The following is a 15,389-nucleotide window of genomic DNA, read 5'->3' on the forward strand; positions in this document are numbered from 1 at the left end:
CTAAAAGCTCTATATAACTTAGGCGATTGTATGGGAAGTATTCTCTTTGAGAAAAACTCAATATGCAATTGTTATCAGTATATTTATCAGAGCCTAGGCGCATTATGCATGATCAATTTGAGGTAACTTCTTTCCTGCAAAAGTCGATTGCATCTTCTCAAAGTGGTCGAGTTCATATTATTGGTAAAGATGTCGAATGGTGTCTTGATATTGTCGATGGACAGTTGTTGTTTGCTGCCCATTCATTGCAGTATCTGACAGCATTGGAAACTGTGTTACCCAGCCTGGGGTATGAGGCGGCATTGTCTGTCTATTGGCGCTTGGCTCGCTCAGATTCATATAAACGCCAGAGTGGAGACCAGGGGCTGGAAGCGCTTAACTGGACCTGTAAAGTTGTTGCGGCTTTGGTCCGGTATGAGGCGCTTAGTTTAGAGCAGGCTGAAAATACTCTGGCGAAGCTGGCGGAGGACGCGGTTGAATCTCTTTTGGGGTTGGATGCTGCAACGGTAAACTGGTACCCGATGCCGAAGGATCTATGGCATGTAAACACCCAAGGCGTTGATATTTCGGCTCTGATCGACCGTCTTTTGGCACGGTTAAAGCTATGGCAGTCTGTTTGCGATCGCATTATCTCTCCCCACCAAAGACCCTACTGCGAAAACACTAGCGACCTGTATCAGGAGGTTCCCCAGGGGATCCTACCGCACCAAATGTTAACCGCCCTGGCCCGCTTGATGCAGGGAGCCAGTATTCGTCAGTTGGCCCAGGCTGTCAAACAGGATGAGGCTAAACTAGCCAAACTTCTGTATCCCTATATTCGGCATCGAGTGATCAAGCTATGGCCTCCGGTCCAACCCCTGGACCGATTACCCTGGATCCCGCAGACAAAACAACCGTCTGACATGACCTCAAGTGTGGCTACTGTACGTCAGTCTGAGACCGCTGGATTAGTAGTTCATGCACCATCGTCTGCTAGCAGTGGCTTGGTGGTCAAAAAGGCGTCGTCTGTTGGCAGTGGCTTGGTGACTAACCACAGGTTGTCGTCTAACACCAGGAGCATCATCAAGCAGCAATCAGGTTCCAATAGTTTGGGTAAGCGCTCATCTATAGAGCCGAAAACTCGACATCTAATTATTTGCATTGACGATAGTCAGGCCATGTTAGAGAAGATTGATAGCTATCTGGATCCAGAGCATTTTGAACTTAAAACCATTATTGATCCGGTGGCCTCTGTGTCAAAAATATGTGTCATGAAACCCGATCTGGTACTGATGGATGTTTCTATGCCCAGTATTAATGGTAATTCTCTCTGCCAAATCCTAAAACGTAGCTACATGTTCAAAGATGTTCCCATCATCATGATTAGCAGTAATGCGAGTCCGCTCAATAAGGCCACGGCTCAATCTTCAGGGGCAACTGACTATTTAGAAAAACCATTTTCAAAAGCACAACTTATGAGGGTTTTAGAAACCTATTTAGAAATTAAACGCTCTTTTTAATTAACCCCTTTAGGTTTAAGGCAAATCTTGTCTCTGGTGAAGTAATCATTGTAGTAGTAAGGTATTGAGCACAATGGCAAAAAAAATCTTGGTGATCGACGACGTGAAATCTGAGCTGGATTTGATCAGCCATTACCTGGAGCAGGCAGGCTATGTAGTTACGGGGATTGAAAACGGTTTAGAGGTTTTTGACAAGGTTAAGGCCGATCGTCCAGATGTGATTGTGACGGATTTAGTAATGCCTGATATTACAGGTTTAGAGCTCTGTCGTAAACTCAAGAAAGATCCTGACACGGCTGATATTCCCGTTGTTGCCTGTACCACTAAAAGTCGCAACATGGATAAAAGTTGGGCCAAGAAGCAGGGGGTGGTTGGCTATGTGGTCAAACCCTGCACCGCTGATCAATTGGTAGAAGCTGTCCGATTTGCCATCCTGTAGTTTTATCTCCAAAGCCCCCTTACTCTCTATGCAAACGTCTATGCAAACGTCTAAGGCGTTAAAGCCTGCAGACCGACTGCAGCAGCTTTTACCCGAGTTATTTAATCCTCAGCCCGTTGTCGGTGAACAGTTCCTGCGATTGGAGTTAACCCCAGATCTGACCGTTGCGCTGGCACTCAGTTGGATTGAGGAAACCCTGTTGATTTCGCCTCAGTGGGTAACACCCATGCCCAATATGCCCATTCATGTATTGGGATTAATGAGTTCCAAAAGTCAGGTCTTTTGGGTAATCAATTTCCCACAACTATTGGGGTTACCTGTTGCCTTGGAGGTGTCTCAATATTATGAGGTAGTGGTTATTCGGGCACTACCGATGGAGACAATGGAGGTGAGCACAGAGGGGGAACTTTATTTGGGACTAGTGGTTCCAAAAATTCGGGGTTCCATCCGACTATCCCTTGAAGACATTGTTTTTCCAACCGATGAAGTCGAGTCTAATTTACAACCTTATTTAAGTGGTCAGGTTGTTCTGGATGGCAAACCCATACTTATTTTGAGTGCCGAGGCTATTGGAAAACATCAGCTACCGACAACCGATTAATTATTTTGGCGTTGTTGATCCTCAGGTGATTTAATCAGCAACGGAATAATTTTCTTTTTCACGTTTATTGATTATTTGATAACTGAAGAGAGTAGAAAATCGTTATGACCGCTCAGCAATATTCACTCGACGACCAACGTCAGTCCCCAAAACCGACAAAATCTCAGGGGCGAAGCCTACAAAATTCAACAACAGAAGCCACCGAAGGACGCCCCCTTAGCAGGCAGCTCCTGCAAACACTGTTGCCCATTACCCTGCTGCCCTTGGTTGTGGCCAGTGGTTTAGCGATTCTGGTTACCCGTCAGTCGGAACAAGAGGCTGCTCTATTACTACTGAAAGAGGAATCGGTGCTAGCCAGTGAAGCCGCCAACGTTTTTGTAGAAGATAACTTTAGAATTATTGAAGGGGTACTAATTAACCCAACTATTCTGGACGCTGTGCGCCAGGCTGATCAAGACGTTGAAGAGAAAGGACTGGCTGATCAACCTATCGAGTCTCTAGAAAAGCAGTTTGGTGCGCTCAAGCTGCTGAAGCCTAATCAGGTGCTTAACAAGTATATGGCGGACGTCGTGTTGGTGGAAGGTTTGGGAGAAATCTTTATTACCGAGCGCCATGGTTTGAACGTTGCCTATAGTAATCCCACATCGGATTTTGTGCAGTGGGATGAGGCCTGGTGGCAAGGGGCAAAAGAATCAATTCGATATGTTGAGCCTGTAGAGTTTGATGAATCCTCGAATTCGGTAGGGTTACCAATTGCCAAGACCATTCACCCTGCTGATAATCCTGAAGAATTTTTAGGGGTGATGAAGGCCCTTTTTCCCCTATCTACCCTGAATGAACGTCTTGAGGTTTATTTGACAACGGCGATTTCAGGTTCCCAAAAGGTGCAGGTGATGGATACCCGAACTCTGCTCGCGTTCTCGACCATTACTGCAGATAGTAGCGTTACTGTCGACAAGGAAACGCTTGATGCGACCATTGTTGATGGTGGAGAGCCGGTAGCGCAGTTTGCCCAGGCATTGTATGGTCAACTAGGCCGGACCGGGGAAGATGTGGAGATAATTAAACAAGAGTTAGCACCACAGTTACAGGGTAATTTAGTCGAATTAGAGCGGATTGAAACCAGTGCAGATCAGGAAATTTTGATTGCCTTATTGAAAGTTGGTGGTCGAGAATACAGTATAGCCACGGTGCCCAATGCCCCTTGGGTTGCGATCGCATCGGTGGACATTGCTGAAATCAACTCAGCCGGACGTAACCTGTTATTGATTTTTGCTACCACTACGGCAGTTTTGGGTGTCACTGTTGCCGTTTTACTCCAGGTATTTGCCCGCCAACTCTCTGCTCCTCTACAAACCCTGACTGCCACATCTCAAAAGGCCTCCTCTGGTGACCTGGATACCCGTGCCATGCTGGCAGGTACTCGTGAGACAAAAATCTTAGGTCAAAGTTTTAACAACCTGTTGGATCAACTTCAATCTTTGATTAACCAACAAAAACAGCTTGCCGATGAACAACGAGAGGAAAGGGAAGCCCTAGAAAACGACATTACCCAGTTGATGGAAGAGGTGGGTGATGCCGCAGACGGGGACCTATCGGTGCGGGCCAAACTGTCTTCAAACGACGTGGGAATTGTGGCTGACTTGATCAACGCCATTGTCGAGAACCTGCGAGAAATTGCCGTCAATGTAAAAGAGTCCACCGGGGATGTAAGTCAATCGTTGTTGGCTAATGAACAGCAGATTCGCACCCTGGCGGAACAGGCGATTGAAGAGGTGAACTCGCTGCAGACTGCGGTGAAAGCAGTAGAAGAAATGGACCAGTCGATTCAGACAGTGGCAGATAACGCCAATGAGGCCTCCACCCTGACCAATGATACCTATGTGACGGCCCAAACTGGTTCTCTGTCCATGGAAGAAACCGCTGGCAGTATTCTAGATCTGCGCTCAACGGTGGGTGAGACGGCGAAGAAAATTAAGCGTCTGGGGGAATCGGCCCAGAAAATTGCCCAGGCCGTTAGCCTGATTGATGAAATTGCCTTAAAAACTAACTTGCTGGCGGTGAATGCGAGTGTGGAGGCCTCGCGAGCGGGTGAACTGGGACAGGGCTTTACGGCGGTTGCAGAGCAGGTGGGCTCCCTGGCAGAACAATCGGCAGGTGCTACCAAAACCATTGCCCAGATTGTGGCTGAAATTCAGACAGAAACACAAGAGGTAGTAGAAGCCATTGAAACCGGTACCGCGCAGGTAGTTGATAGTAGTCAACGGGTAAAAGCGACTCAGCAACAGCTGGAGCAGGTACTGGCTAAGTCAGAGAAAATTAACCAGCTAATGCAGGATATTTCTGCCTCTACCATTAACCAGACCATGGTATCAAAGGCTGTAACTGAACTGATGCAGAAGGCCACCCAAACGTCTGAGCAACAGTCTCAATCATCGACTCAGGTGGCCCAGGCGATCCAGGAAACCGCCCAGGTTGCGCAAAAACTACAGGCCTCAGTGGAGCAATTTAAGGTTGAAGGGTAGACCATGGAACTAGATAAGGAGCAACAGGCTCGACTCACCTTCCTAGCAGAGGCTGAAACCTACTTTGGCGAGATTGAGACTGTCTTGCTAAGTCTCAAGACGGCGGACGATCATGCCGCCCAAATCAACATTGCCATGCGGGCGGCCCACTCTGTTAAAGGGACGGCTGGCATGATGGGGTTTGGGGTGCTCGCTCAGGTGGCCCACAATCTAGAAGACGCGTTTAAAATTCTGCGTGCCCGTCAGCTGTCGGTGGATACCCATCTGGAGACCCTGCTGCTGCAGGGGGTAGACTTCCTACGAACAGTTCGGCAACAATATCATGATCAGCAGCCCATTGACCCTCGGTGGTTAGGCAATGATGTTGATCCCATCTTTGCTCAGCTTACTCAGCGTTTAGGCGCTCTCACCCCTGAGGATGAAGCTCGACTGCTGTCGGAGGATAACAATGAGAACCTCGATTTTGTTATTTTTACCACCAGTGTTGACGATACCTTAGAAGAGTTTGAGGAGACACTGCCTGATCTAGATGGCGATGAGTTAAAGCAGGCATTGATGGCTATGGCTCGACAGATGTCTGAGTTTGGTCTGATGGCTCAGCTGGACTCGTTTGTCTCCCTATGTCAGTCTGTTCAACAGCAGTGCACCCAGGCCCAGCCTGATGATATTTGTGCGATCGCACACCAGGCGATGAAGGTCTGGCGACGATGTCATTCCCTGGTGCTCTTGGGACGGACGGAGCGGTTGCCCAGTGAACTAAAGCTGGTTAAAAGCAATCATCGCAGTATTGTCGAACTTCCTAATGTTGAAGGCCCCTTGTCCGAGGTGTTGCCTGAGTTGCCGCTTGACTTACCCAGTTTCGGCTCTGATGATATAGACCAACTGCAGGATCAGTTTGCGGCGCTGGATATGACCGCAGACATACCGCAAGAAGTATTGCCAAACGATGATCTAGACGCTCCGTTAGTCCCCGATCTCGCAGCTGTAGAGAATCACTTTGACGAATTAGTTGACTTGGAGTCTCTCCAGGGACAATTTGCCACCCTGGAGTCAGAACCTGCTTTAAACTCTCCACTGGAAGAGCCCTCCTCCCTACTGGGAGAGCCCTCTTCCCCACTGGAAGAGCCCCCCTCCCTAGGAGAGCCCCCCTCCCCAGTTATTCCACTCGTACCCCTAGGCAGTCCCCCCCGATCAGACGTTGCCAGGGTGCAAAAAACATCCACTGTGAGAGTCTCGGTGGACCAGCTCAAGCAAATTAACAGTACCTTTGAGTCGCTAATTCTCAACCGTAACGCTGTTAACCTCAAGCTAGAACAACTGCAGGACTTTAGTGAGCTGATGCAGGAGCGGATGGTGACGCTGGCCTCGTTTAACAAGGAGCTACGGCAGTGGTATGACCAGGCATCTACAGAAGGTCCAATGTCTGTGGTCGGTGCCAATGTAGATAGCATACCTGTTACCCATAGCCCCCATGGAGTGAGGCAAAATGAGTCTCCTACCATCGCTGCCCCTGAAGAACTGGATGCATTGGAGTTTGATCGCTATTCTAAGCTGCACCTGCTAGCCCAGGAGCACATGGAGACCATTGTTAAACTAGAAGAGGTGAGCCGTGATATTGAGCTGGGTCTCAATGAAATCGGCCAGGCCGTTGGCAGTCTTAACTACACCAGCCGGACGCTGAAAAACCACATTACCCAAACCCAAATGCGACCGTTTGAAGAGATTGTGGGCCGCTTTCCTCGGGTGGTTCGAGACTGGTCGGTACAGTATGACAAACCGGTAGAGCTCAGGCTGGAGGGGGGCACCACCCTGATCGAACAATTTGCCCTGGATCAGCTCAGCGATCCGCTGATGCATTTGCTGCGCAATGCCTTTGACCATGGTATCGAAAGCCCTAATGTCCGCCGAGCCCGAAAGAAACCGGCTGTGGGAACAATCGCCCTACGGGCGGTGAATCGCGGTAACCGTGTTGTGATTACCCTCAGTGATGATGGGGGTGGTATTGATCTAGAGCGGGTGCGCGATCGCGTCCGCAATTACAATCTCCCCACTGACCAGGTGGACACCATGGGGCGTCAAGAACTACTGTCATTCATTTTTGAACCTGGCTTTAGCACCAGTGATGCGGTGACCGAGCTATCGGGACGGGGCTTTGGTATGGATGTAGTACGCACCAACCTCAAAGAACTGCAAGGTGATATCCAGGTGGCCACCGGAACTGGTCAGGGGACCACATTTACCATTAGCATTCCGCTATCCCTATCGATTTTGCGGGTAATGTTATTAGAGCGTAGCAGCTCAGTCTTTGCCCTATCTGTTGATATGGTACAGGAAGTGATCAGGACTCCAGCGATAGATATGACGGAGTCATCCATGACCTGGAGAGGTGGGCTGATTCCTCTAATCCGTTTAGAAGAACATTGGACCATGCGGTCCAGACCCTTGGCAATGAGTGGTCAACCCATGATCAACTGTCCGATGGTCGTAATTGTGGGGGAAGGCAAGAACTGCTATGGCCTCATAATCGACCGCTTCTGGCAGGAGCAAGAAGTGGCTATTCGTTCGGTGGCGAGCCCCATGCCATTACCCGCAGGATTTGGAGGGGTGACGGTCCTCGGCGATGGCCGGGTGATCCCCCTGATTGAACCGATTCGTCTGATGGAGTGGATCGTTGCCGGACCAGAACAGGCATCACTGCAGCCCCTGGCTCCAGTGATGCCTGCACAGTCCAAGGCTGCGAGAATATTGGTGGTGGATGATTCTATCCATGCTCGACGCTACTTGGCGACTACCCTGGAACGGTCAGGCTATTTGGTAGAACAAGCCAAGGATGGCCGCGAGGCCGTGGATAAGCTGATGGGTGGTCTCACCGTTGAGGCCGTGATTTGTGATATCGAGATGCCTCGTCTTGATGGTTATGGTGTTTTAGAAGAACTCAGAGAGAAACCAGCCTATGAGACATTACCTATTTTGATGTTGACGTCTCGCAGTAGTGAGAAACACCGCAAGCTGGCGATTAACCTAGGAGCCACGGCTTATTTCTCGAAGCCATATAACGAACAAGAACTGTTGCAACAATTAAAACAACTGACTGGGATATTGGAGGCAGTATAGATTGGGGAAGGCATTGTCTCCTACTGTTGGAGATACCGATTAGAGGTTGAATGGGTTGTTTGATCGTAAGAACCCTAAACGGCTGATGTCAACCTCAGATTTTCTAAAATCTTCAGGGTAGGCGTTGACTGATTGAGCGTATAAAAATGAAATCCAGGAATCCCCAAAGTTATCAACTTTTCACATAGTTGAGTAACCACATCTAGGCCAAAGGCTTTTAAACTTGAGGGCTCATCTTGGTAATCCAACAATCTTTTCTCAATCCATTGAGGGATTTCGGCCCCACACATGCGACTAAATCGGGCTAATTTCTCATGATTGGTAATTGGCATAATCCCTGGATAAATAGGAATTGTTATCCCCTGTTGCTGACAGCGGTTAACAAAGTCTTCGTAGGCGTCTGAATTATAGAAATACTGAGTAATGGCAGCGGATGCTCCAGCTTCAACCTTGCGTTTGAAGTTAATCAGGTCATGCTGGGCATTTTTAGCTTCTGGGTGCACTTCTGGATAAGCGGCGACGATGAGTTTGAAGCTGTCACCATAATGCTGCCGAATAAAGGTGACGAGTTCATTCGCATAGTGAAATTCGTTGGCAACATCAGCCACATCTTTGGGTAGATCGCCTCGCAGGGTAACAATATTACCAATACCTGTGTTTTTATAAGTATCTAATAGCGCTTTCAATGAGTGATGGGTATCGCCAATGCAGGATAGGTGGGGAACGGCGGGAATCCCTTTGGCATTGATATCTAGAACCAGCTGCTTGGTGCGATCGCGAGTGGTACCCCCAGCCCCATAGGTAATCGAAAAATACTCAGGATTATAGGCTGCTAAGAGCTTGTATTGTGCCATGAGCTTAGCGATGCCTTCCTCTGTTTTCGGTGGGAAGAACTCGAAGCTTATGGGTAACTGATTACTGACCATGGGAGTGACCATTCTAATATGATTTTATTTAACTCATGTAACGAAAATACCTAACTAATATTTTTTGGTGGTATTATTATCGAAAATAATTTTAGCACAAACGGTTATAAGTTTAGATCAAGATGACTTCCCAGTCTTTGTGGCAACCTCAGCAAGTTCATGTAAATCTGTTAACCCGCGTATCTGTACTCCCAACATCCCTGGCTTGGCATCAGACCTCTTTTCCCGGTATCTGGTTTGGTTGTTTTGAGTCTAATCATGAGGTTCAAGACCATCCAACAACAATGCTGACTCGGTTTGATCCAGGGGGCTTTTTCCCCCATCATGGGCATCCAGGTGGGGAAGAAATTTTGGTGCTTTCAGGAGAATTCTCAGACGAAACAGGTGTACATCCACCGGGCACTTACATGCTTAACCCTGAAGGGTTTAACCATCGCCCCTACAGTGAGGAAGGATGTTTAACGTTTGTTAAACTACGACAACATGGAGGTAAAACTCGTCACCAGGTGAGACGAAGGATTTTTGAGGAGCCTTGGCAAACAGGCATCAATCCTCAAATTAGGGTTCAACCTCTATATGAGCAAGTCGGATTCTCCGAAAAGGTCTGGGTTGAGCAGTGGTTACCTGGTACTCAGTTGTTGGATGTTATCGAAACTGAGATAAAAGAGATCTTTGTGATTCAAGGTACTTGGTGCGATGAATTAGGCTGTTACCCAGCGGGTAGTTGGTTACGGTATCCTGTCAATTCTCCTTACAGTCCTTCCACAGAGGCAGGGTGCTTGATTTATGTTAAGACCTACCCCATTGCCGATGAAACGGAAAGATTTGTTGTAGGTGATGACTTTCAACATCCTGAAGAAGCTATCTTGTGGGATCAAGAATTGGCGTTAGGGCGAGCGATGGCCTTTTAGATGGCATAGTGATTTTAGATGGCATAGTGAAAAGTCATACATAGTCACTGCTAGTAGTCATCCACAACATTCATGGGAGAATATGGTTTTTCTCCCGTCTTATCTCTGTAACAATACAACCTGCGGCCTGAGCCGCCTGGATCTCCTTGGGATTATCAGAGTAAAAGTGAATCTCTTGTGGCGTAACCTTTAAATGCTTAGCAATTTTCTGATAGCTGCTACTATCGATTTTAGCCCCGGTCGTCGTGTCAAAGTAGTCTGAAATATAGGGCCTTAGATCACCAACATTGCTATAACCAAAAATCAACTGCTGGGCTGCAATGCTGCCGGAGGAGTAAATGGCAATGGTTAGCTTCTGGGCTTGCCATTGTTGTAGAGCGGGTAATACATCATCGTACATCTCTCCTTTGAGGCTGTTATTCTCATAGCCTGTACGCCAGATCTTTCCCTGTAGATCTTTAAGCGCAGTCAGTTTACGATCGTGATCAGTGAGATACGTTAAGTATGCAGCTGCACCGGACATGTCATCTTGTTCAGACCAACAGGAGAGGGCCGGTGCCTCACTCCCATAGTTCAACCAAAGCCGCTCGATGATCTCCCTAATAGCAGACGATGCGAAATTTTCCTCCAGAAAGGAGCTATAGCGACTGCGGGCATAGGGAAAAAGTGTTTTGGTAACAAAGTCTATGGGGGTGGTAGTGCCCTCAATATCAAGCAGGATAACCTTGATCATGCCACTAGTTGATGTAGGGGGTAGGCAACGGCTGTATCCGTCTGATCGGTTATACGCGTTGGCGTGGTTTCTGTGTATACCTGAAGTGTCGCCATAGTTTTTACTCGAAAGTCTTTACTCGAAGGCTGATTTACTGAGATGGTAAACAATTGCCTGTTTCCAAATATTTTACTTGTAATAGAAATTCATAAATTTCAAGATGCCGTTTTGCTTCAAATAAATTTCTCCCCCATACGTAGAGGCCATGGCCAGCTAGCAATAGACCATAGGGCCAGTCAGTGCAGGGAAGGGTAATATTTTGACCAAGGGTGGTCATGTCCTGGGTATTGGGCAGAATCGGTAGCTCTAACCGCGTATCGTGCGTGTTAATACCGACAATCCCTTTTTGCATTTCATATCCTTCCCAGCTAACCCTACCCTGGCTGACAAAATGGAGCGATAAAACTGTGGCGTAGGGGGAATGGGTATGCAAAACAGCGCCAGCATTAGCATGCAGCGCTAAGGTACGATGTAGAGCCGTTTCAGCTGAGGCTTTTCCCTCTCCTTGGATTACAGTACCTTGTTGGTCAACAACAATCAGGTCATCGGCCTTGACCGTACCTTTGTCGACACCACTGGGAGCCATTAGCAAATGCAATGGATCACGTTGTAAAACAGCGCTAAAGTTGCCCCCAGTCCCCAAGGTCCAGCCACGGTTATATGCTAACTGCATGATATTTATTAGATCATCATGCATGGTGTGTCCGTCCATAGGTAACTGATATGCTAAAAAACTCTACTGCGCAAAGCCAATCACGCCTTCAAAGCATCCTATGGCAAGGTAGCACTCTACACTTACTTGATCAACGTCGTTTACCATTAGTGACTGAATATGTTGTGTGCGATACCGCTGATGCGGTGGCTGAGGCTATTCAGGAGATGGTGGTTAGAGGGGCCCCTGCGATTGGTGTTGCAGCGGCTTTTGGGCTAGTACTAGCAGCCCAACAAGGTGAAAACCTTGAGGAAAAAGCAACTTTGTTAAAAGCCGCCCGGCCAACGGCGGTTAATTTAATGTGGGCCGTTGATACTATGTTGCAAACGCCAGTTTCCGATTGGGAGAAAAAGGCGTTTGCTCTATATGACTCAGATGTTTTGGTAAATAAGGCGATTGGTGAGCAAGCCCAGAGTCTGATCCCAGAGAATGCGACGGTAATTCATCACTGTAATACGGGCAGTCTGGCCACGGTTGATTATGGCACAGCGTTGGGCGTCATTCGGATTGCCCACGAACGGGGTAAGAATATCCATGCTATTTTGGATGAGACTCGGCCTCGACTACAGGGGGCAAGACTTTCTGCCTATGAGTGTCAAGCGTTTGGTATTCCTCACACTGTGATTGTTGATGGGGCTGCACCATGGGTGATGAGAACCCGTCAGGTGGATTGTTGTATTGTTGGGTGCGATCGCGTGGCTGCAAACGGTGATGTTGCCAACAAAATTGGCACCTATGCCCTGGCCTTAGCCGCTAAAGCTCACAACGTCCCTTTTTATGTGGCCTGTCCCCTGAGCACCCTGGATCTTGCCACCCCCAATGGCGAGGCGATCGAGATCGAAGAACGGTCTACTAAAGAAATTACCCATATTCAGGGTCAACTCATTTGCCCCGAAAATACCCCTGTATTTAATCCAGCATTTGACATCACCCCTGCTGCATTGATTTCTGCCATTATCACCGAGACAGGGATTATCACTCCCCCCTATGCTGACAACTTGAAAGCATTAAAATCCCAGGGACTTTAGGAATGAGGATTCAATTAGGTTCTATCCCTCCATGACTCATCATCAATCTTAATCTTGACAGACCACTAGCTTCTTTCCTTTAGAAAAAAGTCTACTTTTGGCTAATAGCCAAGGGTTGTACTTAGATTTTACTTTTCTATGCTTATATTTTCGATGCAGGTTGTGGCTAGGTATCTCGTTGCACCATGATCATAGCGCAGGTCATATTACTGCCTATTTGGCTGATTTCCTATGGGAGGGCCAGCATTTAAGATAAACCTTGTCCACGTCCAGGACGGTCGTTTTTTCGTATAGGAAACTACAGGTTTCAACTTGGACGTGATTTAGATAAAAAATGTCTTAATAAAAATGCAATATGACCAGCGTAATTCAACTCGAAGAAAACGACCAATGGCTTTCTAGCCTAGGAGATATCTATGCATTTTATGCACAATCATTGACTGGCAACACAAGCAACTCACAAACCTATGGCTTTGAGGTCGAGCTATACGCGTTACAACAGCAAAGAGAGTATGCAGGACATCTAGCTAATGCAACGCAGGTTCAGCATGTATTACGTGACTTGCAAGCCGCTAACCTGGATAGCACGGGTTACAAACAACAACTTACATAAACGAAGCTAATCAGCATCGTGAAGCATTGCAACGACTCGGTGCTGATCCAGCACAGCTGAGTAAACCACACCATGCCGATAAGTTGGATCTGGTAACAGGCTATGCTCAGTTTGGTGAACGCTATGAATTACCACAGGTGGGAGATGGACGATGATGTTGTTCTATAAACGAAAAGGCATTGATCCCCATGGCACAAAGTAAAGATGTATTGTTTATCATTGATCCCATCGATTCTTTAGAGCCAGGGCATGATACCTCATTGGGCTTAATGGAAGCCGCCATTAAAAACGGTGATCGAGTTTTCATAACAACACCAAAAGATCTTGTGATTGCTTCCGATGGCGCTGCTAGTAGTGTCTACGCTGTCGTTCAGGAAGTTACCAGTTTTGTGCAACAGCAATATCCCAAAAAGAATAAACTGGTTTCAGTACCTATTGTTGAAGAATCGATCCAGAGCTATGGTGGCAATGATGTACAAATCATCAAATTAACAGATAAAAATTGGCGGCAACAGATCTGGGACTATGCTGAGGAAAAGGCCAAAACCAATCGTTCTGTGATCATTGCGCAAAAATTCTTGCCGGACGTTAAGGATGGCGACATGCGTATTTTTTATACCAATGGTAAACCCATTGCTGCTGTCAATCGTATCCCGCCAGGTGAAGAAGCCTTGGCTAATATGGCGCAAGGGGGGACAGGCATTGCTGTGCCTTTAGAAAATGTCTCATCTGCCAGTATGGCAGCGGCACACCAAATTGCTGACTGGGGAAAAAAGCGAGGGATTGTTATTGTTGGCATTGATGTGATCGGACGAGAAACACCGTATATTACTGAGCTGAATCCAGGCTCGCCAACGGGGCTGATTGAAGCTCAGAAACAATTAGGCCAAGATGTATGCAGCGATGCTTGGGCTGCTGTGAATGAAGCAATTCATGCCCATCAGATCGTCCATGGTAATTTGGTATCTTTGCACTGGCAATTTATGCTAGAGCTGATTCAGCGCCCAGCATCTTACATGGCTAATGTGACGTCATTAGCCCAGCAGTGGCTTGCCAATAGGGGTAGGCATAGATGAGACTCAGCTCTTGGGAAAATTTCTCGCTTTAAGTTTGTGGCCATATTATGGATTGCCAAGATGGTGTCAATCGAGACAAGCTAGGGGGTGCCACTGAACTGGAGGAATGGCAATCATCATGCCAGCATAGACACGTCGAATTTCAGGTCGTACCTCAGTAAAAAGTGGGATAGGTCAAAACGTCATACCACATCCAAGGCTGTGTGGTTAATCCAGCCCGCTGTGCTGCGGTATCTTTCGTCTAGCCATGTTGCCAGATCCAATTGAAATAGGTCACCACTAATCGAGTCGTCACCTGAGTCTGTTCCCAGCACTTACCAAATTTGTTCTGGCGTCGATGCCATCATCCTGTCTGTTGCCGAATGATGCCATTCGTGCGCTCAAGTCGTTGGGTATTCCTTTTGCCAATCACATGCATGATATCAGGAGATAAGATGCGCTCGTAGCCACCCCAATCATCGGTATACCCAATCTTACAGACAGTTTTACCTTCTGTATTGGCCATTAACTCAGCACACAGGGGCAAAACCTCCATGGGGCTTACCCCCTGTTTGAAAACGTTGTGTCCTCACACGTGGAGGGCAAGTCAAAGGGCAAGGCGAGATTGAAAGATTAGTAAATTATTTAATGGCTGCAGTGCATATTCCATCGAATCAATCTGTATAAGGCCCGAATCGCTTGCTTTCACACCTTCCTCTGCCGGTCTATAGCCGTATATAAAACTCAACATATTTCTTGGCAGATTTTACCTGGATTTTACTTTTTCTTGTTTATATAGGTATGTTGTATTTCAGGGTGTTTGAAGCTTAAGGAAGTAAATCCCCATTTCACGCAAAAAATGATGGATTTTACCTTTGTCAACGTAGATGGCCATGTATATTTTTAGACTGCCCAAGCTTTCCTTTGAGAGAACGGCTTTCTTTCGCTATGCCATCTAAAAGGTTTTATCAGGATTTCACTTCATCTGAGGATTATTTGTCTAAGTAGGTGATCACAATTAATTTCAAAATTCTGAAGGCTCCCTTTTTCTGGAAGGAGTTCTATTATCCTAATTAGGCATAATGGGGTTTCCCAAATTCTGGGGGACTGTCAACTCTTGGACTTTGTACAAATTTGTAGAGAGGGATGTACGAAGAAGCGGCAATAGGCGATAAAGAGCAAATAAAAACACAC

The 15,389-nt window shown here is 47.2% G+C and carries 13 protein-coding genes and 1 pseudogene; 10 read left to right on the top strand and 4 right to left on the bottom strand.

Going from position 1 to position 15,389, the window contains the following annotated elements; all coding sequences use genetic code 11:
• Positions 1-104 precede the first annotated feature (104 nt).
• The 5 genes from IXB50_RS18930 to IXB50_RS18950 all read left to right on the top strand — a co-directional run bounded on the left by IXB50_RS18930 (position 105) and on the right by IXB50_RS18950 (position 8,178).
• Entirely contained in the window at positions 105-1,499 is a 1,395-nt protein-coding gene (locus tag IXB50_RS18930; RefSeq protein ID WP_215610558.1) for a response regulator, read from the top strand.
• A gap of 73 nt (positions 1,500-1,572) precedes the next feature.
• Positions 1,573-1,938 carry a response regulator gene (locus IXB50_RS18935; protein WP_215610559.1) on the top strand — a complete coding sequence of 122 codons (366 nt, stop codon included), beginning with the start codon at positions 1,573-1,575 and terminating at the stop codon, positions 1,936-1,938.
• Positions 1,939-1,978: 40 nt separating this feature from the next.
• Entirely contained in the window at positions 1,979-2,539 is a 561-nt protein-coding gene (locus IXB50_RS18940; RefSeq protein WP_215610560.1) for a chemotaxis protein CheW, read from the top strand.
• A gap of 104 nt (positions 2,540-2,643) precedes the next feature.
• Positions 2,644-5,064: a methyl-accepting chemotaxis protein gene (locus IXB50_RS18945; RefSeq protein WP_215610561.1), complete on the top strand. Its 2,421-nt coding sequence runs from the start codon at positions 2,644-2,646 to the stop codon at positions 5,062-5,064.
• Between the two features lie 3 nt (positions 5,065-5,067).
• Complete coding sequence (locus IXB50_RS18950) at positions 5,068-8,178, top strand: hybrid sensor histidine kinase/response regulator (protein WP_215610562.1); 3,111 nt, start codon at positions 5,068-5,070, stop codon at positions 8,176-8,178.
• A 74-nt stretch (positions 8,179-8,252) separates the two neighbouring features.
• Here the strand turns inward: IXB50_RS18950 and metF are convergent, their stop codons facing one another.
• Positions 8,253-9,116, bottom strand: a complete 864-nt coding sequence (metF, locus tag IXB50_RS18955; protein ID WP_215610563.1) for a methylenetetrahydrofolate reductase [NAD(P)H] — start codon at positions 9,114-9,116, stop codon at positions 8,253-8,255.
• 110 nt (positions 9,117-9,226) lie between these two features.
• Between metF and IXB50_RS18960 the strand changes: the two genes are divergently transcribed.
• A complete protein-coding gene (locus tag IXB50_RS18960; protein ID WP_215610564.1) occupies positions 9,227-10,015 on the top strand; it encodes a cupin domain-containing protein in 789 nt (262 codons plus the stop codon).
• A gap of 70 nt (positions 10,016-10,085) precedes the next feature.
• Here IXB50_RS18960 and mtnC read toward each other — a convergent pair whose 3' ends face one another.
• Both mtnC and mtnB read right to left on the bottom strand, forming a co-directional pair.
• Positions 10,086-10,748 (bottom strand): acireductone synthase, encoded by a 663-nt coding sequence (gene mtnC, locus IXB50_RS18965; protein WP_215610565.1) that lies wholly within the window; start codon positions 10,746-10,748, stop codon positions 10,086-10,088.
• A gap of 130 nt (positions 10,749-10,878) precedes the next feature.
• On the bottom strand, positions 10,879-11,484 hold the full coding sequence (mtnB, locus tag IXB50_RS18970) for a methylthioribulose 1-phosphate dehydratase (RefSeq protein ID WP_246564712.1): 606 nt from the start codon (positions 11,482-11,484) through the stop codon (positions 10,879-10,881).
• Between the two features lie 26 nt (positions 11,485-11,510).
• On the opposite strand from mtnB, the gene mtnA reads away from it, so the two are divergent.
• The 4 genes from mtnA to IXB50_RS18985 all read left to right on the top strand — a co-directional run bounded on the left by mtnA (position 11,511) and on the right by IXB50_RS18985 (position 14,216).
• Complete coding sequence (gene mtnA, locus IXB50_RS18975) at positions 11,511-12,527, top strand: S-methyl-5-thioribose-1-phosphate isomerase (RefSeq protein WP_215610567.1); 1,017 nt, start codon at positions 11,511-11,513, stop codon at positions 12,525-12,527.
• Between the two features lie 355 nt (positions 12,528-12,882).
• Complete coding sequence (locus tag IXB50_RS18980) at positions 12,883-13,140, top strand: hypothetical protein (RefSeq protein WP_215610568.1); 258 nt, start codon at positions 12,883-12,885, stop codon at positions 13,138-13,140.
• 26 nt (positions 13,141-13,166) lie between these two features.
• A complete protein-coding gene (locus tag IXB50_RS22545) occupies positions 13,167-13,295 on the top strand; it encodes a hypothetical protein (RefSeq protein WP_281413297.1) in 129 nt (42 codons plus the stop codon).
• Between the two features lie 33 nt (positions 13,296-13,328).
• Positions 13,329-14,216 (top strand): ATP-grasp domain-containing protein, encoded by an 888-nt coding sequence (locus IXB50_RS18985; RefSeq protein ID WP_215610569.1) that lies wholly within the window; start codon positions 13,329-13,331, stop codon positions 14,214-14,216.
• Between the two features lie 154 nt (positions 14,217-14,370).
• On the opposite strand, the pseudogene IXB50_RS22235 reads toward IXB50_RS18985, so the two are convergent.
• Positions 14,371-14,736, bottom strand: a pseudogene (locus tag IXB50_RS22235) (IS1 family transposase); the annotation flags it as partial.
• Positions 14,737-15,389 lie beyond the last annotated feature (653 nt).

Origin of the sequence: Leptothoe spongobia TAU-MAC 1115, from assembly GCF_018739885.1 — a bacterium.
Lineage (GTDB): Bacteria > Cyanobacteriota > Cyanobacteriia > Phormidesmidales > Phormidesmidaceae > Leptothoe > Leptothoe spongobia.